This window comes from Caulobacter hibisci (assembly GCF_016135805.1).
GTDB lineage: Bacteria > Pseudomonadota > Alphaproteobacteria > Caulobacterales > Caulobacteraceae > Caulobacter > Caulobacter hibisci.
In genome coordinates, this window is record NZ_JADWOX010000001.1 from 1 (window position 1) to 21,934 (window position 21,934).

Genomic DNA, 21,934 nt, shown 5'->3' on the forward strand with positions numbered 1-21,934 from the left:
CTGGGCGTTTTCAGCCGCCGCCGGAGTCGACCGATTTGGCGTTCACTCCCCCCACCGATCGCTATGCGATCGCCTCCCCCAAAGGGGGAGGTTTCTAAATACCCGTCACCCCTTCTCCAGCACCGTATCGATCGTAAACCCGCCTTTCAGGGCCAGGGTCACCGGCGTGCGCTCGACGACATCACGCAGACGGGCGATGGCCGCCTCGTCGAGGTCGCCCGTGGCCGAGACCTTGCGGTCGATCTTCGGCTTGTCCCCGTGGGTGTCGAGGGTCAGCTCGGTCTCGATCGTGACGTCGCCCCAGCCCTTGCGGTCGGCGTACATCCGCAGCGTGGTGGCGGTGCAGGCGGCCAGGCCGGCCAGCACGAAGCCGAACGGCGGCGGGCCGGCGTCCTGGCCGCCCAGGGCCGTGGGCTCGTCGCCGACCAGCTTATGGCCGTTCACCTCGAGCAGGATCGTGTGGCGCGGATCGGCGGTGACGGCGTGGGCGCGCGAGGCCATGGGGAAACTCCGTACAGGGAAGGTGTGTGTCTAGGGCGTCAGCCAAAGGGCGTGGGCGGTTGGATCGAAGCGCAGGCGTCCACGCGCCAGGACCTCGACCCCCAGGGCGCCGACGACGCCGGGCGGCAGGTCGCCGGCCTTCACGGCGCGGGCGCGCGGATAGAGCCGGCCGTCGAAGGCCAGGGCCGCGATGGTTCCGGCCGGCCTCTGGCGTGGGCCGTCGGCCGGCCCTCGGGCCCGCAGGGCGCCGCCCGAGGCGGTGTCGAGGGCGAAGGACCCCTGGACGCTCGTGAAGCCGTCGGAGGCGGTCGCGCGCACCGTCGGCACCCCGCCGACCATCTCGACGGGCAGGGACGGCCCTGAGGGCCTCGTCAGCCCGTCGGGGGGCTCCAGCCGGAGGCGACAGGGGGCGAAGTCGATGACGACCGTGTAGCGGGCCAGGACGTCGGCGCCGATGACCCCGGCGATGGGGGCGACGAAGCCGACGCCGCGATAGTCGAGGTCGGTGACGGCCACCGGCAGGGCAGGCAGCGCCTCGCCGGCCAGGCGCACGGGCAGGTTCAGGTCGGTGGCCTCGAAGCCGCCGGCCTGGGCCTTGGTCTCGTGTAACAGGGTATGGGGCGCCGACAGGTCGATGACGAAGTCGCCGGTCATGTCGCCGATCGCGGCGGGGGCGACGACCGCGCCGTTCTCGAACCAGCACGCGGTCTCGCCCGCCCGCGCCGAGGCGGCGGTCGCGAGGATCAGGGCCAGGACGAGGAGCGGGGCGCGCATGGGGGGAGACTAGAGCGTGTGCGGCGGCGGTGGGAAGCGCCGGGTGAGAGGATGGGGCATAGCCCGATGCAGCGTGCATGGCTTGAACGAAAGTGGGCGGACGCTGCCGCGTCCGCCCCCCTCCGGCCCTCCGGGCCACCTTCCCCCAAGGGGGGAGGATCTATGCATCCATATGCTCCCCTCTGGGGGAGCTGTCGCGGAGCGACTGAGGGGGTCTTCCCCCTTACTTCAACAGCCCCACCGGCACGCTCTGCGCCGCCACGGTCGCCATCGCCTTGGCGCTGATCGCCGCCGAGGAGGCGCCCAGCTGCACCTCGTAGTCGCCGGCCGCGACCTTCCAGCCGTGGGCGGTTTCGTCCCAGGTGGCCAGCAGGCGCGGGTCGACGGTCACCGTGACGGCCTGGCTGGCGCCGGGCGCGAGGGCGACCTTCTGGAAGCCGGCCAGGCGGCGCGGGGCTTCCCAGCCGCCGGCCTTGGGCGAGACATAGACCTGCGGCACGTCCTTGCCGGCGCGCTTGCCGGTGTTGGTGACCTTGAACGACACGGTCAGCTGGCCGCCGGCGGTCGAGGTCTTCAGGTCCGAATAGGCGAACGAGGTGTAAGACAGGCCGTGGCCGAACGGGAACAGCGGCTGCAGGCCCTTCTTGTCGAACCACTTGTAGCCGATGGCCGCGCCCTCGATCGAATAGTCGACCGCGAACAGCGCTTCGGGCGTCTTGGGATCGCCGTCGAGCACGGGACGCGGCAGCTGGGCCTCGCCGGCAGGGAAGGTCACCGGCAGGCGGCCGGTAGCGTCGACCTCGCCGGTCAGCACGCGGGCGATGGCTTCGCCGCCGTTGGTGCCCGGATACCAGGCCTGCAGCACCGCGCCGACGTCGTTCAGCCACGGCATCAGCACCGGGCCGCCCGTCTCCAGCACCACGACGACGTTCTTGCCGGCCTTGGCGGCCGCCGCGATCGTCGCGTCCTGGTTCTTGGGCAGGGTCAGGCTGGGGGCGTCTTCCGACTCGGTGGTCCACTGATCGGCGAAGACGATGACGAGGTCGCTCTCGGCGGCCAGCTTGGCGACCGCGGCGGCGTCCTTGCCGTCGTTGTAGGTGAACTTGGCCTGGGGCGCGCGCGCCTGCAGGGCCTTCAGCGGCGAGGACGGGTAGTAGATCACCGGGCCGGGCCAGGTCTTGGGCTCCAGGCCCTGCACCGCGCGGCCGCCGGCCGGATAGACCTGCGAGGAGCCGCCGCCCGACAGCACGCCGACATTGGCGTAGGCGCCGATCACGGCGATCTTCTGGGCCTTGAGCGCCAGGGGCAGCAGGCCCTTGTCGTTCTTCAGCAGGACCATGCCTTCCTCGGCGTCGGCCTGGCTGACCTTGCCGTTGGCGGCGAGATCGATCGGGGCGATCTTCACCGGATGGTCGACCGCGCCGCTGGCGAACAGCGAGCGGACGATGCGGCGGGCCATGTCGTCCAGGCGCGCCTGGCTGACCGCGCCGCTGGCGAGATCGGCCTTCAGCACGCTGGCCAGGAAGGGCTGCTTGTCGAAGGCGTCGCCGGCCGATTCCTGGTCGAGGCCGGCATTGACCGACTTGGCGCCGGAATGCACCGCGCCCCAGTCGGACATCACGTAGCCCTTGTAGCCCCAGTCCTGCTTCAGCACCTTGTTGAGCAGCCAGTCGTTCTCGCAGGCGTAGTCGCCGTTGACGCGGTTGTAGGCGCACATCACCGAGTGCGGGTCCGACGCCTCCATGGCGATCTGGAAGGCCAGCAGGTCGGAGGTGCGGGCGTCGGCCTGGCCGATCTTGCTGTCGACCACGAAGCGGCCGGTTTCCTGGGCGTTCAGGGCGTAGTGCTTGATGGTCGAGACGATCTTGGCCGACTGGATGCCCTTGATCTGGGCCCCGACCATGACGCCGGCCAGCAGCGGATCCTCGCCGCCATATTCGAAGTTGCGGCCGTTGCGCGGCTCGCGGACGAGGTTGACGCCGCCGGCCAGCATGACGTTGAAGCCCGAGTTGCGGGCCTCAGAGCCGATCATCGCGCCGCCCTTCTGGGCCAGCTCAGGGTTCCAGGTGGCCGTGGTGGCCATGCCCGAGGGCAGGGCGGTGCGCTCGCGGAACTCGGCGGCGCTGCCTTGCGTGGCCACGCCGACGCCGGCGTCGGTTTCCCACTGGGCCGGGATGCCCAGGCGCGGCAGGCCCGGCACGTAGCCGGCCGAGCCGGGCAGCGAGCCCTCGATGCGCGTGTACTTCGGCTTCATGTCAGCGCCGAAGTAGCCGTAGACCAGGGTCAGCTTCTCGTCCTGGGTCATGGCCTTGAGGACGAGGTCGGCGCGGGTGTCGGCGTCGAGCTTGGGGGCGAGCCAGGGCTTGGCGGCGGGAGCCGCGGCGTGGCCGGCATGATCCTGGGCGCAGGCGGGCAGGGCGGCCAGGCCCCCCAGGGCGATGGTCAGGGCCAGGGCGCTGGCGCGGAAACGCGAGTTCATTCTACCTCCCACATGGATCTTTATTGGCCGGGCGAGCCGGCGGGCGTGCGGCGGACGGAGACGCTCCGTCAGCTGGTCTTGGCCGGCGGCGGTCCCTTGCGGGCCGGGCCGGTGGATTCGCGGATCACCAGGCTGTGCTGGGCCAGGAACGGCCCGGTGCGCAGGCCCGATTCGCCGCTGTTCCAGGCCGCGAAGGTCTGCAGGGCGCGCAGGGCCATGGGCTCGAACGGCTGGCGGATGGTGGTCAGGGTCGGCCAGATGACCCCGGCGATCGGCGCGTCGTCGAAACCGACCACCGAGATGTCGTCGGGAATGCGCAGGCCGCGGCGCTGGGCCTCCATGCAGGTGGCGGCGGCCATCTCGTCGTTGGCGGCGAAGATGGCGGTCGGCGGATTGTCGATCTCGAGCAGCAGCTTGGACGCGTCCAGGCCGGTCTTGAAGGTGAACTCGCCCTGGACGATCAGCTCCGGCGCCGGGCGCGGCAGGCCGGCGGCGGCATAGGCCTCGAAGAAGCCGTTGCGGCGATGGGTGCTGGCGGCGTGGTCCGGGTGGCCCGAGATGTGGCCGATGCGGGTATGGCCCAGGCTGAACAGGTGCTCGACCACCTCGCGGGCGGCGGCGCGGTCGTCCATGGCGATGGCGGGGAAGTGCGGGTCCGGCGTGGTCGGCGAGATCAGCACGCAGCGCACCTCCAGCTCGCGCAGAAGCGCCTTCAGCGGGCCGAAGTCGCATTCGGGCGGCAGCAGCACGACCTCGCGGATGCCGCCGTCCTCGACGAAGGCGCGGATGCGGTCCTGCCAACCGGAGATCGGGCCGTCGAACAGCTCGACCGTCAGGTGGCGGCCGGTCTCCAGGCAAGCCAGCAGCAGGGCGTGGTGGGTGCGGGTGTGGTAGCCGCCGCTGGGGTCGCCCATCAGGGCGCCGACGGCCGAAGCGCCCTGGGCGCGAAACTGGCGGGCCACGGCGCTGGGCTGATAGCCGAGCGTCGACATGGCTTCGCGGACCTTGTCGCGAGTCTTGCCGGTGACGCTGGCGTGGTCGTTCAGGACCCGTGACACCGTCTTGGCCGAGACCCCCGCGCGTTGGGCCACATCGTGAATTGTCGCCATGAAGGATCCGCACCCGACCTGGCCGTCGCCACGCGTCTCCCCGGCAGGGGCGGCGGCTGGACGGCTGCTGAGCCAGCCATACCCCAGCTCGACGGGCTTGTCATGCGATGGGACATGCACGGGTCAAAAAATGTCTCAGAGTCAGACATTGATATGTCCTATAAATGGCTTTCAGGACATTCAAGCGTGGCTTTCCGGTCGCGATGGAGCCGAATCTGCCGCCTGGATCTCGCCATGATGCTCGCCTGACGATTTTGTTTGGCCATGGCGCACACTCATTGGCAGCGCTGTCTTGCGAGTTCGAGGCAATGGCGCGATGTAGGTAAAAGTCATTGTAAAACAACGGAAACGTGGAGGGTTCGCCGTCGCTTGCAAGGGTGTGTAGCTTCGTGGAAATGCTTGGAAATCGGCGGATTTCCAAAAATGACAACGTTGACATTCCTGTTGACTTGCTCGGGACATTTGGGAATGTAGCCACCGTGACCGGCGACAAAGAGCCGGCTCGCAGCACCGTTCCGGCGCCGGGGGTCGCCGACAGGACATCGCCGGGTCAAGGCCGCCAACAGCAGGTGGCGTGAGGGTCTGGACCCGGGCTCAAGACCTACCGCGGCGTCCGCAGGCGTCGTGGCCCGAACGCAAGAACAAAGACATTGGGGAGCGATCAGTTGACCATACCACGTACGAAGTCCGTCTGGACTCGCGGCTTGACCCTGGCCTTGCTGGCCGGCGCGTCTCAGGCCGCCATCAGCACCACCGCCATGGCGCAGGCCATCATCGAGCAGAACACGGTCGAGGAAGTCGTCGTCACCGGCGTGCGCGGCTCGCAGCTGCGATCCGTCGACGTCAAGCGCAAGGAAACCGCGATCGTCGACGCGATCTCGTCGGAAGACATCGGCAAGCTGCCTGACGTCACCGTCGCCGACGCGCTGCAGCGCATCTCGGGCATCCAGATCCAGCGCGACGCCGGCGAAGGCAAGAGTGTCAACATCCGCGGCCTGTCGCAGGTCATCACCCTGCTGAACGGCGAGCAATACCTGAGCGCCGGCAACATGGGTTCGGCCCAGCCCAACCTGCTGGACGTGCCCTCGCAGCTGATGAACCAGGTCGTGGTCTACAAGTCGACCGACCCGAACAACGCCCTGGCGGGCATCTCGGGCACCATCGATCTGCGCACCCGCCGCCCCTTCATGATGAAGGAAGGCTTCCAGATCGCCGGCGGTCTCGAAGCCCAGCGCGGCGAGCGCACCAAGGACGACGACTACCTGGCCAACATCCTGGCCAGCTGGCGCAACGACCGCGTCGGGGTGCTGGTCTCGGGCGTGCGCAGCGAGTCGCACCTGAGCAACAACTTCTCGGGCGCCGTCGTGCTGTCGGGCAACAACGACTGGGGCGGTTCGAACCCGAACAACTTCCTCTCGCCGCACGGCTTCGAAAGCTACAACCGCGTCGTGGAGCGCAAGCGGACCGGCCTGAACGTGTCGTTCGAGGCCGACCTGGGCGAAGGCTTCACCCTGATCGCGGAAGGCTTCTACGCCAAGCTCGACGAATATAACCGCGCCGTCGGCATCAACATCTCCAACCGCTGGGACGGCGGCGCTTTCGGCGCCTGGACCACGCCCACCGACACCCGCGCGACCGGCGTCAGCGCGCCCTCGACCGGCGGCGGCAACGGCCGTCCGTGGCTGGCCGTGGACGAGTACGACATCAATGCGTGGTGGATTAACTCCTTCACCGTCAACCGCGTCACCAAGTCCGAGAGCAAGAACTACAATCTCGAACTGAAGTACGACAACGGCGGCAACCTCACCTTCGAGGCCCGCGCCATCCGCGCCAACGGCGAACGCCTGAGCATGAACGGCCAGGCCCAGGGCGACCTTTCCAACTGGCAGTACGGCGACGGCCGCTTCAACCTGTTCCGCAACGCCGCCGACCGCACCCGCGGTCCGTTCTATCCCAAGGCCATCTGCGACACCTATCCGGCCAGCCAGCGCAGCAACGCCGTCGTCGGCTCGGCCGGCGGCTGCTACCTGAACCCTAACCCGCTGGGCTACGGGCAGAACCCGCAGCTGCACTACGACATCAGCGGCAATCACCCGGTGTGGAGCGGCTTCGATACGCCGATCTCGGGCGGCCTGGGCGCGGGCAAGACCCTGCGCGACTACATGGCCAACAAGGACAGCTACGCGATCGCGGCCTTCTCGTCGGAAGGCAATAACGAAGTTGAGTCGGACATGAACGTGTTCCGCGCCGACGGACACTATCGCTTCGACGAGAACTTCCTGGGCTTCATCACCAAGGTCGACGCCGGGGTTCGCCTCAGTGACCGTTCGGTCAGCGTCGAGCAGTTCCACCTGTTCTCGGGCTTCTACGGCGGCACGCCGGGCGCGGTGCAGGCCAACGGTTCGGCCGTGCCGGCCGCCGGCTGCATGGCGCAGTGGAAGGCCATCGACGTGGTCATGAACCAGAACCAGTGCCAGGCCGGCGAGTTCGTGCCGAACCCGGTCACCGGCGTGCCCGAGTTCCAGGGCTACACCGTCAACCGTCCGACCAAGCTCTCGACCTACAACAACACGCTGTTCGTCACCGACCTGGGCGGCGTCACCTCCGGCATGCCCGGGTTCTGGGCCGTCGATCCGCGCGACTTCGACAACGTGCTGGCCTTCCAGAAGAAGGTGTTCGGCGACGCCGTCCGCGTCACCGTTCCGGGCCAGACCTACGACGTCGACCTGAAGGAGCAGAGCGCCTACTTCGCCAGCAGCTACGAGATCGGCAAGTTCTCGGGCGACTTCGGCCTGCGCGTCATCGAGACGGAGCTGCTGGTCAAGCAGAACCTGACCGGCGATACGATGAACTACGGCGACACCAACGCCGACGACGGCGACACGGTCACCCGCCGCAAGTACCGCGACTGGCTGCCGTCGTTCAACGGCGCCTATGAGCTGACCGACAACGTCAAGCTCCGCTTCTCGTACTCCAAGACCATGCAGCCGCTCGACCTGGGCAGCTACGGCGGCGGCCTCAAGATCAACACCGCCGACTGCGGCGCGTCTCTGCCGAACGTCCGCTGCGTCACCGGCGCCGAGGCCTCGGGCAACCCGGATCTGGATCCGTGGCGCTCGCAGAACTTCGACGTCGCGGCCGAGTACTACTTCGGCCAGGCCTCGATGCTGAACATCACGGCCTTCCGGCTGAAGATCGACAGCTACGTCACCGGCGGCACCATCAAGGGCAGCTTCCCCGACCAGGACGGCGTGATCCGCCGCGAGGTCGACGTGTCGCTGCCGCTGCAAGGCGACGGCGGCGAGGTGAAGGGCCTGGAAGTGGGCGCCAAGGTCGCCTTCAGCGACGTGATCCCCGACACCCCGATCCTGCGCAACTTCGGGGTCGACACCAACTATACCTTCTCGCCCAGCGAGGAGGCCCGGATCGACCTGTCGGGCGAGAAGCTGCCGTTCTTCGACAACTCCAAGCACCAGTTCAACTTCGTGGGCTGGTACCAGGACGACAAGCTGCAGGCCCGGGTGGCCTACAACTTCCGCACCGATCGCCTGGCCGGCACCATGGGCGGCGGCGGCGGCCGGACCATCCCGGTCATGCAGGACGCCACCGGCTACGTCGACGTCAACGTCAGCTACCAGGTCCGCGACAACGTCACGGTCTATTTCAACGGCTCGAACGTGACCGGCGAAATCGAGGATTACTACCTGAAGTTCGCGAAGGGGAAGGAGCAGTACTCGTCGCAGAACGAGTTCGAACCCCGCTACGTGATCGGCGTCCGCGCCAAGTGGTGATCTGACTTTCTTTCCCTGCCCGTCGTGGCGGTCCCCTAGGCCGCCACGACGGTTTTTTTGTTTGGGAGGGCGCTTTGCAGTCGCGCCTTACGGCGCCAGTTTCGGTCGGGGAGGACCGGCTATGAGCGAAGACGTCCGCAAAGGGCGCATCCGCAGCATCGTCATCGTCGGCGGCGGCACCGCCGGCTGGATGGCGGCCGCGGCCCTGCGCCGCCACTTTGGCCCCGCGCCGATCGACATCACCTTGGTCGAGAGTTCCGAAATCGGCACGATCGGGGTGGGCGAGGCGACCATCCCCACCATTCGCGGCTTCTACCAGAACCTGGGTCTCGACGACCTGGAGGTGCTGCGCGCCACGCAGGGCACCTGCAAGCTGGGCATCCGTTTCAAGGACTGGATGGCGCCGGGTTCGGCCTTCATCCATCCCTTCGGCCTCTACGGCCAGGACCTCAACGGGGTCGGCTTCCAGCACTACTGGACCAAGGCCCGCGCTGGCGGCGAGGTCGGGGCGTTCGGTGAATACTGCCTGGGCGCGTCCCTGGCGGCGGCGGGCAAGTTCACCGTGCCGGCGGCCAATCCGCCCTCCAGCCTGTCGATCTTCGACTGGGCCCTGCATTTCGACGCTGCCCTGTTCGCCCAGCTGATGCGACGGGTGGCCGAGGCCAACGGCGTGCGCCGGATCGACGCCAAGGTCGTAAAGGTCAATCTGCGGCCCGAGGACGGTTTCGTCGCCTCGCTGGACCTGCATACCGGCCAGGTGGTCGAGGGCGACCTCTTCATCGACTGCTCCGGCTTCCGGGGGCTGCTGATCGAGGAGGCGCTGGAGACCGGCTACGAGGACTGGTCGCAGTGGCTGTTCTGCGACCGGGCGCTGGCCGTGCAGAGCCAGCCGCCAGAAAGCGCTGAGCCACCGCCCTATACCGACGTCACCGCCCATACCGCCGGCTGGCGTTGGCGCATCCCGCTGCAGCACCGCTACGGCAACGGCTACGTCTATTCGAGCCGCCATATCGACGACGAGGCGGCCAAGGCCGAGCTGATCGCCGCCGTGCCTGACAAGCTGCTGCACGAGCCGCGGCTGATCCGCTTCACCCCCGGCCGCCGCAAGAAGGTCTGGAACCGCAACGTCGTGACCCTGGGCCTGGCGTCGGGTTTCCTCGAACCGCTGGAGAGCACTTCGATCGCCCTGATCGAGACCGGCATCGAGAAGCTCAAGCAGCTGTTCCCCGATCGAAGCTTCGACCCGGCGGTGGTCGACGAGTTCAACGACTGGTCGCGGCGCGAGATGGAGCGGGTGCGCGACTTCGTGATCCTGCATTACAAGGCCGCCCAGCGCGGCGACACGCCGTTCTGGCGCACCACCCGCGACGCCGACATTCCCGAGACCCTGGCCCGTAAGGTCGAGCTGTTCCGCTCGCGCGGGCACGTCGCCCGCTATCGCTGGGAAATGTTCCAGCCGCCCAGCTGGCTGGCGATCTTCGACGGCTTCGGCATCTGGCCGGAAAGCTGGGATCCGGCGCTGGACGGGGTGGACGGGGCGGTCCTAGCCGCCAGCCTCAACCAGATGCGGGCCGGCGTCGCCCGGGCGGTGGCCCAGGCCCCGACCCACGGCGAGTTCCTGCGCCGCTACGTCGCCGCCCAGCCGGCGGCGGCCGAATAGACCAACGATAAAAGACAAGCGTACGGGAGAGGCCCGATGGCCAATAATCTGCGGAAGATCGTGATCGTGGGCGGCGGTTCGGCCGGCTGGATCACGGCGGCGATGATCAGCCACTATCTCAAGGACAGTCCCTGCGAGATCGAGCTGATCGAGTCCGAGCAGATCGGCATCATCGGCGTCGGCGAAAGCACGATCCCGCCCTTCCTGCAGCTGATCCGCAGCCTCGGCATCGACGAGGTCGAGTTCATGCAGGAGACGCAGGCCGCCTTCAAGCTGGCCATCCGCTTCGAGAACTGGCGCCAGAAGGGCGACGTCTACTACCATCCGTTCGGCCTGATCGGCGGGCCGGTGGACGTGCACGAGTTCTATCAGGTCTGGCTGCGCGGCAAGGCCGAGGGCCATCCGTCGAACCTGCAGGACTTCGCCACCGCCTCGGTGATGGCCGACCGCTGGAAGTTCATGTCGCCGGCCATGGCCCCGCGCACCATGATCGCCAACGCCAACTACGCCGTGCACATCGACGCGGCCCTGCTGGCCAAGTTCCTGCGCAAGTTCGCCGAGGCCCGGGGCGTCAAGCGCACCGAAGGCATCGTCAACGACGTGGCCACGCGGCCCGACGGCTTCATCGAGAAGGTGATCCTCAAGGACGGCCGCGAGGTCTCGGGCGACTTCTTCATCGACTGCTCGGGCTTCCGCTCGCTGCTGAACGGCCAGGCCTTGAAGACCGAGTTCCTCGACTGGTCGGACGTGCTGCTCTGCGACCGCGCCATCGCCGTGCAGACCGCCAATCTCCGCGACCCGCATCCCTACACCCTGGCCCAGGCCCAGGACTCCGGCTGGCGCTGGCGCATCCCGCTGCAGCACCGGGCCGGCAACGGCTACGTCTATTGCAGCCAGTTCTGCAGCGACGACGAGGCCCGGGCGACGCTCATGAGCCAGGTCGAGGGCGAGGCCGTGCGCGAGCCCTGGCTGGTGCCGTTCAAGACCGGCATGCGCAAGCAGCTGTTCAACAAGAACTGCGTGGCCATCGGGCTTGCGGGCGGCTTCATCGAGCCGCTGGAATCGACGGCCCTGCACCTGATCTATCGCGGCGTCGACTACCTGCTGCGGTTCTTCCCCGACCGCGACTGCGACGCCACCCTGGCGGCCGAGTACAATCGGCGCATGCGGGCCGATTACGAGGAGATCCGCGACTTCATCGTGCTGCACTACTTCACGACCAAGCGCGACGACACGCCGTTCTGGCGCGCCTACCAGCAGGTCACCCCGCCCGACAGCCTGCGCGAGCGGATCGAGCTGTTCAAGGCCAGCGGCGTGCTGCGCGACGGCGTCGACGACATGTTCCGCGCCCCCAGCTGGCAGTCGGTGATGGAAGGCATGGGCATCCGGCCCCAGCGTTATCAGCAGCTGGTCGACACCCTGCCGGCGGGCGTGGTGAAGGGCCTGCTCGACCAGTCCGCGCCGATGCTGAGCGATCTGGTCGACACCCTGCCCAGCCATGGCGACTTCCTGCGCCAGTACTGCCCGGCGCCGGTGCCGGAGGCCTTGAAGAAGGCGGGGTAGATTTTCCTACCCTTTCCCAGAGGGAGAGGGAGGGGCCCAGGCGATAGCCTGGGAGGGTGAGGGGTTAGGGACCTTTCCGGACATGCCAGGATTAGGGGGTGATGGGACCGCCAATGGCGTACGCCCTCACCCTCCCACGCCTACGGCGCGGGCCCCTCCCTCTCCCCACGGGGAGAGGGTCTTACGTCTCAAACCTCGGCCCACATGCGCAGCAGGTTGTGGTAGGTCCCGGTCAGCGACAGCACCGACGGATCGGCGTGGCCGACCTGGCCGGCGATGCGCTGGATCGAGACGTCCATGTCGAGCAGCAGGGCGCGCTTGGCGTCATCGCGGACCAGGCTCTGGATCCAGAAGAAGCTGGCGGTGCGGCGGCCGCGGGTGATCGTGGTCACGTGGTGCAGGCTGGAGGCCGGATAGAGGATAAGCGAGCCGGCCGGCAGTTTCACCAGATGGCTGCCATAGGTGTCCTCGACCACCAGCTCGCCGCCGTCGTAGTCGTCGGGATCGGTCAGGAACAGGGTGGCCGACAGGTCGGTGCGGATCTGGGCGCCGGTCGCGGGGTTCCTGCGGATCGAGTTGTCGACGTGGTCGCCAAAGCCCATGCCCTCGCCGTAGCGGTTGAACAGCGGCGGCAGGATGGTCTGGGGCAGGGCGGCCGAGACGAACAGCGGATTGCTCTGCAAGGCCTGGACGATGATCGCGCCCACCTCGCGGGCGGCCGGGCCGTCCTGCGGCAGCTGCTCGTTGTTCTTGGCCATGGCCGCCTGGAAGCCCGAGGTGGCGTTGCCGTCGATCCACGGGGCGGCGTCGATGATCGCGCGGCAATGGGCGACCTGGTCGGCGCTCAGCACGTCGGGGATCTGGATCATCATGGGCGGTCGGCCTTCGTCGTCTCGTGCCTTGGCTTTAGGGCCTGGGGCGGCCGCGGGCAATGCGAACGCCTCGCAGAAGATTGCGTAAGGGGGGCCTTCTCCCCTTGCGGGAGAAGGTGGCGGCCGAAGGCCGTCGGATGAGGGGTCTCTCAAACTTGCGACGCTGCGCCTGGTCGATCGACTTGTCGCGGCGGACAGGGCTTTCGACCCCTCACCCGACCCGGCTCCGCCGGGCCACCCTCTCCCGCAAGGGGAGAGGGATCAGAACAGCCACCGCCTCGGATGCTTGTCGCCCAGGGCCCGGGTCTCGCCGGTCTTAAGGCCGAGCTCGCGCATGCGGTAGGCGAGGATCTGGCGCATGGCGTCGACCGGCTCGCGGCCGTCCACGGGGCTGGAGGCGATGGTTCCGGCCTGCTGGGCCAGGTCGACCGCCGCCCATTCGGCCAGGGCCCGGTCGGCCTTGCCGACGGCGAAATAGTGCGCGACCGGCGTCCGCTCGCCCGGGACCTCGACCATCACGGCGATCACCCAGCCCTGGGGGATCATGTCGGCGTCGGGGCGTTGGCGGAACATGGGCCGGGTGTAGCGGGCGCGGAGGCAAAGAAAAAGGGCGGAGCCTCGCGGCCCCGCCCTTCTCTTTGGTTCGGTCTAGGTGACCGGACTTCTATCTTAGAAGTCCATGTCGCCCATGCCGCCCGGCATGCCGCCGCCGGCCGGAGCGCCGCCGCCCTTCTTGGGGGCCTCGACGATCGCGGCTTCGGTGGTGATCAGCAGGCCGGCCACCGAGGCGGCGTTCTGCAGGGCGGTGCGGACCACCTTGGCGGGGTCGATGACGCCGTCGGCCACCAGGTCGACGTACTGCTCGGTCTGGGCGTTGAAGCCGAACGAGCTGCTGTCGTTTTCCAGGATCTTGCCGACCACGATCGAACCTTCGACGCCGGCGTTCTCGGCGATCTGACGGATCGGCGATTGCAGGGCGCGACGGACGATGGCGATGCCGGCCGTCTGGTCGTCGTTCTCGCCGGTGACGCCGGCCAGGGCCTTGGAGGCCTTCAGCAGGGCGGTGCCGCCGCCGGGGACGATGCCTTCATCGGCGGCCGCGCGGGTCGCGTTGAGGGCGTCGTCGACGCGGTCCTTCTTTTCCTTCACTTCGACTTCGGTCGAGCCGCCGACGCGGATGACCGCGACGCCGCCGGCCAGCTTGGCCAGACGCTCTTGCAGCTTTTCCTTGTCGTAGTCCGAGGTGGTGTCTTCGATCTGGCGCTTGATCTGGGCGATGCGGGCTTCGATCGCGTCCTTCTCACCGACGCCGTCCACGATGGTGGTGTCGTCCTTGGTGATCGAGACCTTCTTGGCGCGGCCGAGCATGTCGAGCGACACGTTCTCGAGCTTGATGCCGAGGTCTTCGCTGACGACTTGGGCGCCGGTCAGGATGGCGATGTCTTCCAGCATGGCCTTGCGGCGATCGCCGAAGCCCGGAGCCTTGACGGCGGCGACGCGCAGGCCGCCACGCAGCTTGTTGACGACCAGCGTGGCCAGGGCCTCGCCTTCGACGTCTTCAGCGATGATGACCAGCGGGCGGCCCGACTGGACGACGGCTTCCAGCACCGGCAGCAGCGGCTGCAGCGACGACAGCTTCTTTTCGAACAGCAGGATGAGCGGCTCTTCGAGCTGAACTTCCATCTTGTCGGCGTTGGTGATGAAGTACGGCGACAGGTAGCCGCGGTCGAACTGCATGCCTTCGACGACGTCGAGTTCGGTCTCGGCGGTCTTGGCTTCTTCGACGGTGATGACGCCTTCGTTGCCGACCTTGTCCATGGCCTTGGCGATCATCTCGCCAACTTCCTTGTCGCCGTTGGCCGAGATGGTGCCGACCTGGGCGATCTCGCCGTTGGTGGTGACCTTCTTCGACGACGCCTTGATGTCTTCGACGGCGATGGCGACGGCCTTGTCGATGCCGCGCTTCAGGTCCATCGGGTTCATGCCGGCGGCGACCGACTTGAGGCCTTCCTGGACGATGGCTTGAGCCAGGACGGTGGCGGTGGTGGTGCCGTCGCCGGCCTTGTCGTTGGTCTTGCTGGCGACTTCGCGGATCATTTGCGCGCCGAGGTTCTCGAACTTGTCAGACAGTTCGATTTCCTTGGCGACCGAGACGCCGTCCTTGGTGGTGCGCGGGGCGCCGAACGACTTTTCGATGACGACGTTGCGGCCCTTCGGACCGAGCGTCACCTTCACGGCGTTGGCGAGGATGTTGACGCCGCGCAGCATCTTGTCGCGCGCGTCGGAACCGAAATAAACGTCTTTAGCGGCCATGGTGGGCGCCTTTCTGAATAAGGTTTGTCTTGGGAAGTAAGCGTCGGAAGACGGGGAGGCTTAGGCCTCGACCACGCCCAGAACGTCGCTTTCCTTCATGATCAGCAGGTCCTTGCCGTCGACCTTCACTTCGGTGCCCGACCACTTGCCGAACAGGATGCGATCGCCGGCCTTCAGGTCGAGGGCGACGACTTCGCCCTTGTCGTTGCGGGCGCCGGGGCCCACGGCGACGACTTCGCCTTCTTGCGGCTTTTCCTTGGCGGTGTCGGGGATGATGATCCCGCCCTTGGTGGTGGTTTCTTCTTCGACGCGCTTCACGAGGACGCGGTCGCCCAGGGGACGAAATTTCATGTGTCTTCTCCGTCGGAACGGTTTCTGTAAAAGGCTTCGTTAGGCCGAGGGAGCGTCGCTGTTAGCAGTCGCTCCCATCGAGTGCCAACGCCAGGCACGAGTTAGGCGCCGGCCCTTGGTGAGTCAAGGACGAGGCTGGCGAAGTTTTTGCGATCAAGGTGAACGGAAGGGCCGTCCATGTTCGACCATCTGGGGTTCAACGTCGTCGATTTCGAGGCGTCGGCGGCCTTTTACGACGCGGCCCTGGCGCCGCTGGGCGTCAAGCGGCTCTACGCGGTGCCGAAGGAATACACCGGCGGGCTCGACGTGGTCGGCTACGGCGCCGAGCGCCCGCAGTTCTGGATCTCGGGCGGCGGTGGCACCAGCGGCAAGCTGCACGTCTGTTTCTCGGCGCCCAGCCGCGCGGTGGTCGATGCGTTCTATGCCGCCGCCATCGCCGCCGGCGGAACCGACAACGGCCCGCCCGGACTTCGCCCTCATTACCACGAACATTATTACGGCGCCTTCGTTCTGGACCCGGACGGGTTCAATGTCGAAGCCGTCTGCCACGCGCCTGCCTGAGTCCCTCCCGCCTGAGCCCTACGGAGACCGCCCCTGATGTCGAGCTACGCCCTGTCGCTTATCCTGGCCGTGATCGCCTGCGTCATCGGCGGCGTGCTGGGCGGACTGGTGCTGGCGCGGCCCGACTCGATGCTCGGCTTGGCGGGGCTGAAGGCCGAGCAGGAGAGCGCCGCCGTCACCGAGGGGCGGGCCTTCGGCGGCCTGCTGATCGCCTCGCACGGCGCGGCGGCCCTTTTTCTCGGCTGGCAGTCCAGCGCCGGGGCGGCCATGGCCCTGGTGCTGGCCGTGGCTTGGTTCGGGGCGGCGTTTGGACGGCTGGTCTCGATGCTGCTGCAGAAGGCCGGCGGCAAGTTCAACTATGGCAGCGTCGGGCTCGACATCCTGATGGGCGTCACCCTGGCCCTGCCGTTCTTCAACCAGGGCGCCCTGCCGCTGCACCGCATCGGCGGCAGCATGCTGGTCTAGGGGGCAGGTCCAGATCCGGCCCGCTACCCCATTCTCCCGTCATTCCCGCCCTTGTGGCGGGAACCCCTCTTTCAGCCGCAAGGGCAGATGGGGCGGATCGCTGGCGATCCGCTGACGTCTCCCGTGCAAGCGGAACCAGGGTTTCCCGCCACAAGGACGGGAATGACGGGAAGTAAGGAGCTACGCCCTGACCCGCGCCCCCTCGTGGGCCAGTAGCCAGGCCTTGCGTTCGATGCCGCCGCCGTAGCCGGTGAGGGAGCCGTCCGCGCCTACCAGGCGGTGGCAGGGCACGACGATGCTGAGCGGGTTGGCGCCGTTGGCCGCGCCGACGGCGCGCACGGCCGCCGGCTTGCCGATGCGGGCGGCCAGGGCGGCGTAGGTCAGGGTGGTTCCGGCAGCCACCTCGCCCAGGGCCCGCCACACCGCCTGCTGGAACGCCGTGCCTCCGGTCGCCCAGGGGATCGCGGCCAGGGCGTCCAGGTCGCCGTCGAAATAGGCCGCCAGCGCCGCGCGGATCGTCGGCGGCGCGGATCCGGCCTCCAGCGAGGTCCTGCCGTAGTGCAGCTTCAACAGCCTGAGGAGCCGCGGTTCGTGGTCGTGGAAATCGACCGCCCGCAGGCGGCCTTCCTGGTCGGACGCCAGCAGCAGCTCGCCGATCGGGCTGGGCGCGCGGTCGAGGTGGAGGCGAAGTGAACCAAGCGTCGGCATGGCGACACTATGGCGGGGGTTGCTTTCGGCGTCCGCCTGTTTCTTGCGCTTGTCCTGGTTTCTTGCGCGGGTTGAATGGCCGCATGAGTAGTGTCGCATTCGGGGAATGTCGTCAGTCCAACACATGGCGCGAAGATTTGTCGTGTCTCTGACTTATCGAAAACTGCGCTGTTCGGGTGCGACATTTTGCGCGTAAAAACTGAGTGAATACATAGCGGTTAAGGGTCGATTCACCATGGTGGTTACGACCTCGTCAACCGCGCCGACCGCCCAATGCCGCTCGTGGTTTGGGAGGCTTTGGGCATGGCGTGGAACAAGCAGTGGATGGTGGCGGGCGCGGCGGTGGTCGCTCTGGCTGGACTCGGCATCGGCGGGCTGGCGACGGCGCGCCAGGAGCGTGAGGCCCCCGGGGTCAGCCTCGCCCAGGACGTCGTGGCCGCGGCCAGCGCCTTCGAGACCTACACCCGCGGCGCCGGCGAGATCTCGCCCGCGGCCTTCACCGACGGCCAGGGCGTGGCCAAGGCCCTGACGGCGGGCTCGGCCTACAAGGCCGAGCAGCTCGAAGCCGGCATGATCGCCTACGGCGCCATCGCCGCCCTGCAGGAACCGGCCTTCCTCGACGGCGTGCGCCGCGCCGCCCAGGCGACCTCGCGCGAAGCCGTCGTCGAGCGCCTGCTGGCCTCGCCGGAAAGCGTCGTCGAGATCGAAGGCGTCGGCCTGGCCGCCGCCCGCGCCCAGGTGGCCCTGCAAGGCCGCGGCGCGCCGCTGGCCGTGGCCGGTCGCGCGGTCAAGCAGTCGGCCTATGACATCCAGCGCCAGACCTGGTCCAAGGGGCCGATCGCCGACAACGCCGGCCGCCTGGCGCGGGTCAAGCAGCTGTCCACGGCGGTCTTCACCCCCGGTCGCGACGACGCCGGCCGCCTGATCCAGGCGGCGACGGGCGCGGGCGGCGGCGGCTTCGCCGAGGGCGGCGCGGTGTTCACCCCGGTGACCGTACGTTCCGCGGCCCTGGCGGCCCTCGCGGTGCTGGACGCCGCCGGCGACGCCGACGTCGCCCGCCTGGCCCCGGTGCTGAGCGAGAAGAAGACGAACTTCTGCATGAAGATCGCCAAGCTGAACCTCTACCAGTGCCTGGCCGTCGCCGGTCCGCACTACGAGGACGTCTTCTGCCTGGGCCAGCACGCCCTGATCGACACCGCCCAGTGCGTCAACGACGCCGCCGGCGCCGGGGCCGTGGCTCCGACCGCCGCACCCGCGCCGCCGCCGCGTCCGCAAGGCTTCGTGATCCCGGTGGCCAGCGTCTCGCCGGCGGTGATGGCCGAGGGTTCGCGGTAGTAAGCTCGACATCTGGATCTTCGGTCGATTTTTCTCCGAGCATCCCCGCGAAGGCGGGGATCCACGCCGAGCTTGTGGGTAGTCCACGGCCGCGCCCCGTCCTGAACACCAGCTTGGATCCCCGCCTTCGCGGGGAAGGTCGGGTTGGGGGAGATAGGGGCGATCCGGCCTCGGTGCGCTAAGCGAGGCTTGATCGGCGAACGTCGTCGTCGTTAGCCTTTGCCCCGGGCGGTCGCCGCCCGTGGGGGCGGGGCATGAAGGCGCGGAAGTACGATCTGTTCGCGAGGGCGCGGCGTCCGCGTCCGATGCGGGCGCGGGAGATCCTGGCCTATCCGGCCGAGGCCCAGCTGGTGTTCGACGCCGGAACGCCGCCGGCGCCCCGTCCGACCCGCGTCGACGAGACCGACCTGCTGGACGCCTACAGCAACGCCGTGGTCCGGGCCGTCGAAAGCGTCGGCCCCAGCGTCGTGCGCATCCACCCGATGCTGGAGGATTCGCACCTGCAGGGCGTGGGCTCGGGCTTCGTGGTGGCCGAGGGCGGCGTCCTGCTGACCAACAGCCACGTGGTGCAGGGCGCGCGCCGCTTCGTGGCCATCACCGCCGACGGCCGCAGCCTGACGGCGCGCTGCATCGGCGACGATCCCGACACCGACCTGGCCCTGCTGAAGATCGACCAGGCCGTCGACCTGGCGCCGGTGCGGCTGGGCGATTCCAAGGCCCTGCGGCGCGGCCAGCTGGTCATCGCCATCGGCGCGCCGCTGGGCTTCGAGGCGACGGTGACCACCGGCGTGGTCTCGGCGCTGGGCCGGTCCTTGCGCGGCGAGCGCGGCCGGCTGATCGAGGACCTGATCCAGACCGACGCGGCCCTCAATCCCGGCAACAGCGGCGGACCGCTGGTGGCCTCGAACGGCGAGGTGATCGGCGTCGCCACCGCCGTCATCGCCGGCTATCCGGGCCTGTGCTTCGCCGTGGCCGCCAACACCGCCCGCTTCGTGATCGGCGAGCTGCTGGAGCACGGCCAGGTGCGCCGCGCCTCGATCGGCGTCGTCGCCCAGCAGGCCCCGGTGCCGCCGCTGCTGGCGCGCTCGACCGGCGTCACCCAGGCCTATGCGGTGTTCGTCGCCCAGGCCGATCCGGGCGGTCCGGCCGCCAAGGCCGGGGTCAAGGCCGGCGACCTGCTGGTCAGGGCCGGCGAGCGGCCGCTGACCGGCCTGGACGACATGCTGCGCGTGCTCGACCACGCCTGCATCGACGTGGCCACGTCCTTCGTGCTGATCCGCGAGGGGCGGCTGATGACCACGACGATCACGCCGAGACTGAGGCGCAAGGGCGGCTAGGGACGGCTAGTTCACGCCGTCGGGCGTCGTCACCTTGAAGCCGCGGGCCTTCAACTGCTCCAGCACCCCGTCTTCGGCGACCAGGCCGCGCAGCGAGAACACCGCCACCGCCTTGCCCGGCGTCTTCATCGCGTCGGCGACCGCATCGACCTGTGCGTCGGACATCTTGCGGAAGTCGTCGGCCATGCCGGGCAGGGCCATGATGCAGCGCCGGCTTTCGCGCGGGGCGTAGACAGCCGAGCGCACGTCGCCCTGCGCCCAGGCGTTGGCGGCCCGGCGCAACGGTTCGGGACCTGCCTCGACCTCGCTGATGGCGCCCTCCAGGCAGGTCAGGCCCGCGGCCTCCGAATGCTGCTTCACCAGGCCCTTGATCATCGGCACGGCCTTGTAGACAGCGGCTCGTCGCGCCTTGACTTTGTGCTTGCGGGCCAACCTCTCGATCGTGCGGTCGGGCTCGGAGCTGGTCAGGCCGCTCGTCTTGCGCGAGGCGCCCAGCAGCATCAGTCCCGCCCCGAGCGGCTTCCAGTCCTTCCAGTCGTCGTCGGTGCGGCCCGTTGCCGCCCAGGCCCTGGCCATGCGCGGAGCCAGGTCCGGCGCGACCTCGTCGAGCGGCCGGTCGGCCTTCAGCTTGCCGCGCATCGACAGCAAGGCCGGCAGGTCTGTCACCCCCGCCTTGGCGATGGCGGGGGTCAGCAGAACGAAGGCGCCGTCGAGCCGCCGCTCGAGCACCGAGGTGTCCCAGGTCATGCCCTTGGGAACCGCGCCGTGTATGCCCATGATGTAGATCGTGGTGTCGCCGTCGCTGACCTTCCACCAGGCCGGGCCGGGCAGCTTGGCGTTGACCACCAGTTCCTCGACGACATTGGCCTCGGGATCGTCGATGGCCGGGGCTTGCGCCTGGGCTGTGAAGGGCGCGGCCAGCGCCGTCAGGCCGGCCAAGGCCAGGATCAGTCTTCGCACGGATGTTCCCCCTTGTTGGCCGTCGGGTCCGCCCGCCGTCACTCGTCCGGCGTGGAAACCTTCAGGCCCTTGGCCCGCAGCTGGTCGAGGACGCCGTCCTGCGCCAGCAGCGACCGCAGTTCGATGACGGCGACGGATTTTCCCGGCTTCTTCAGGGCCGACTCGATGGCTTTCACCGCATCGTCGCGGCCGTCGCGCAGCTCGCGGGCGATCGAGGGGGTCGAGGCCAGGCAGCGCTGGAAGCCGCGATCGGCCGAGACCACGGCCCGCACGTCGCCGGTCGCCCAGCGCTCGGCGATCTGCTTGACCCCGCCCTGGCCGCTCTCGGCCTCGCGCAGGCCCGCGTCGAGGCAAAGCTCCTGCAAGGGCTGGGGCAGCGAGCCCAGGGCCTTGATGGCGTCCACCAGGCTGTAGCCGGAAAGGTTCTGGATGCGCGGCCGCTTGTCCTGCGGCAGTTCCTTGGCCATGTCGCGGATCTCGTCGGTGACGCTTTTGGAGATCGACAGGCTGCCGCCCGGCGCCTTGGCCAGCATGAAGCCGGCGAAGGCGGGCTTGACCTTGTCGTAGTCGGAGCCGGCTTTGGTCGCGGCCAGGCGCGCGTCCAATCGTGCGCGCAGTTCGGGCGGCAGGGTCTCGCGCATCGGCTGCTCGGACAGGAAATAGCTTCGGCCGCCCATCACCAGGGCGATCATGCGGACGACGCTGATATCGGCCTCCTGGCCCATGATCAGCCGGTCGGCGCCTTCCAGTCGGCGCTTGATGACAGAGTCGTCGTAGGTCAGGCCCGACGGGGTCAGGCCCGGAGCGCCCAGCACGTAGATCGTGGTGTCGGCGTCGCTGACCTTCCACCAGGCCGGCCCGGGCAGGCGGGCGTTGACGATCAGCTCCTCGACGAGGTTCTCCTGGGGATCGACCCTTTGCAGCGTGATCGGCCCGGAGGCGTCGACCGCCTGCTGGGCCAGGACGGGTCCGGCGCAGAGCGCCAGCAGAAAACCCGCGACGGCAGGAACGAGGGCGAGGGTGGGGGCGACGCGCTGGATCACTATCTCTCGTCCTCGGCTTGTTCGGAATCGTTCTAGAATGGCGGTTCCTTGCAAGCTGAACCGTTCTCAACCGGGGCGGTCAAATTAAGTCGCCGCAATGCAGGCCCGTCCT

At 68.4% G+C, this 21,934-nt stretch carries 18 protein-coding genes; 7 read left to right on the forward strand and 11 right to left on the reverse strand.

The annotated features are described in order from the left end of the window. Window positions 1-105 precede the first annotated feature (105 nt). From I4Q42_RS00005 to I4Q42_RS00020, 4 genes are all read right to left on the reverse strand, one after another. The gene (locus I4Q42_RS00005) at window positions 106-501 is read right to left on the reverse strand and encodes an OsmC family protein (RefSeq protein WP_198574029.1); all 396 of its coding nucleotides are present in this window, start codon (window positions 499-501) and stop codon (window positions 106-108) included. Between the two features lie 30 nt (window positions 502-531). After that, window positions 532-1,275, reverse strand: coding sequence for a hypothetical protein (locus I4Q42_RS00010; protein WP_198574030.1), 744 nt, complete (start codon window positions 1,273-1,275; stop codon window positions 532-534). 223 nt (window positions 1,276-1,498) lie between these two features. Then, the gene (locus I4Q42_RS00015; RefSeq protein WP_198574031.1) at window positions 1,499-3,754 is read right to left on the reverse strand and encodes a beta-glucosidase family protein; all 2,256 of its coding nucleotides are present in this window, start codon (window positions 3,752-3,754) and stop codon (window positions 1,499-1,501) included. A gap of 68 nt (window positions 3,755-3,822) precedes the next feature. Beyond that, window positions 3,823-4,863 carry a LacI family DNA-binding transcriptional regulator gene (locus I4Q42_RS00020; RefSeq protein WP_198574032.1) on the reverse strand — a complete coding sequence of 347 codons (1,041 nt, stop codon included), beginning with the start codon at window positions 4,861-4,863 and terminating at the stop codon, window positions 3,823-3,825. A gap of 704 nt (window positions 4,864-5,567) precedes the next feature. Between I4Q42_RS00020 and I4Q42_RS00025 the strand changes: the two genes are divergently transcribed. The 3 genes from I4Q42_RS00025 to I4Q42_RS00035 all read left to right on the forward strand — a co-directional run bounded on the left by I4Q42_RS00025 (window position 5,568) and on the right by I4Q42_RS00035 (window position 11,877). Next, window positions 5,568-8,654 carry a TonB-dependent receptor gene (locus I4Q42_RS00025; protein WP_232792752.1) on the forward strand — a complete coding sequence of 1,029 codons (3,087 nt, stop codon included), beginning with the start codon at window positions 5,568-5,570 and terminating at the stop codon, window positions 8,652-8,654. A 121-nt stretch (window positions 8,655-8,775) separates the two neighbouring features. Next, on the forward strand, window positions 8,776-10,314 hold the full coding sequence (locus tag I4Q42_RS00030) for a tryptophan halogenase family protein (protein ID WP_198574033.1): 1,539 nt from the start codon (window positions 8,776-8,778) through the stop codon (window positions 10,312-10,314). A gap of 36 nt (window positions 10,315-10,350) precedes the next feature. Beyond that, window positions 10,351-11,877 carry a tryptophan halogenase family protein gene (locus I4Q42_RS00035; protein ID WP_198574034.1) on the forward strand — a complete coding sequence of 509 codons (1,527 nt, stop codon included), beginning with the start codon at window positions 10,351-10,353 and terminating at the stop codon, window positions 11,875-11,877. 188 nt (window positions 11,878-12,065) lie between these two features. Here I4Q42_RS00035 and I4Q42_RS00040 read toward each other — a convergent pair whose 3' ends face one another. The 4 genes from I4Q42_RS00040 to groES form a co-directional block, all read right to left on the reverse strand. Beyond that, a complete protein-coding gene (locus tag I4Q42_RS00040) occupies window positions 12,066-12,749 on the reverse strand; it encodes a Fe2+-dependent dioxygenase (protein ID WP_198574035.1) in 684 nt (227 codons plus the stop codon). Between the two features lie 261 nt (window positions 12,750-13,010). Continuing rightward, window positions 13,011-13,322: a hypothetical protein gene (locus tag I4Q42_RS00045; protein ID WP_198574036.1), complete on the reverse strand. Its 312-nt coding sequence runs from the start codon at window positions 13,320-13,322 to the stop codon at window positions 13,011-13,013. Between the two features lie 96 nt (window positions 13,323-13,418). After that, window positions 13,419-15,062, reverse strand: coding sequence for a chaperonin GroEL (gene groL, locus I4Q42_RS00050; protein WP_198574037.1), 1,644 nt, complete (start codon window positions 15,060-15,062; stop codon window positions 13,419-13,421). A gap of 60 nt (window positions 15,063-15,122) precedes the next feature. Next, window positions 15,123-15,413, reverse strand: coding sequence for a co-chaperone GroES (gene groES, locus I4Q42_RS00055; protein WP_198574038.1), 291 nt, complete (start codon window positions 15,411-15,413; stop codon window positions 15,123-15,125). 177 nt (window positions 15,414-15,590) lie between these two features. On the opposite strand from groES, the gene I4Q42_RS00060 reads away from it, so the two are divergent. Then, window positions 15,591-15,974, forward strand: a complete 384-nt coding sequence (locus tag I4Q42_RS00060) for a VOC family protein (protein WP_198574039.1) — start codon at window positions 15,591-15,593, stop codon at window positions 15,972-15,974. 36 nt (window positions 15,975-16,010) lie between these two features. Then, window positions 16,011-16,439 carry a DUF4345 family protein gene (locus I4Q42_RS00065; RefSeq protein ID WP_198574040.1) on the forward strand — a complete coding sequence of 143 codons (429 nt, stop codon included), beginning with the start codon at window positions 16,011-16,013 and terminating at the stop codon, window positions 16,437-16,439. A gap of 180 nt (window positions 16,440-16,619) precedes the next feature. Here I4Q42_RS00065 and I4Q42_RS00070 read toward each other — a convergent pair whose 3' ends face one another. Further along, window positions 16,620-17,147 carry a methylated-DNA--[protein]-cysteine S-methyltransferase gene (locus tag I4Q42_RS00070; RefSeq protein WP_198574041.1) on the reverse strand — a complete coding sequence of 176 codons (528 nt, stop codon included), beginning with the start codon at window positions 17,145-17,147 and terminating at the stop codon, window positions 16,620-16,622. Window positions 17,148-17,450: 303 nt separating this feature from the next. Between I4Q42_RS00070 and I4Q42_RS00075 the strand changes: the two genes are divergently transcribed. Next, a complete protein-coding gene (locus tag I4Q42_RS00075; RefSeq protein ID WP_232792753.1) occupies window positions 17,451-18,482 on the forward strand; it encodes a hypothetical protein in 1,032 nt (343 codons plus the stop codon). Window positions 18,483-18,736: 254 nt separating this feature from the next. Then, window positions 18,737-19,819, forward strand: a complete 1,083-nt coding sequence (locus I4Q42_RS00080) for a S1C family serine protease (protein ID WP_198574042.1) — start codon at window positions 18,737-18,739, stop codon at window positions 19,817-19,819. A 6-nt stretch (window positions 19,820-19,825) separates the two neighbouring features. Here the strand turns inward: I4Q42_RS00080 and I4Q42_RS00085 are convergent, their stop codons facing one another. Together I4Q42_RS00085 and I4Q42_RS00090 are read right to left on the reverse strand one after the other, a co-directional pair. After that, window positions 19,826-20,779: a TraB/GumN family protein gene (locus tag I4Q42_RS00085; RefSeq protein WP_198574043.1), complete on the reverse strand. Its 954-nt coding sequence runs from the start codon at window positions 20,777-20,779 to the stop codon at window positions 19,826-19,828. Between the two features lie 38 nt (window positions 20,780-20,817). Continuing rightward, a complete protein-coding gene (locus I4Q42_RS00090; protein WP_332872992.1) occupies window positions 20,818-21,822 on the reverse strand; it encodes a TraB/GumN family protein in 1,005 nt (334 codons plus the stop codon). Window positions 21,823-21,934: the final 112 nt, after the last annotated feature.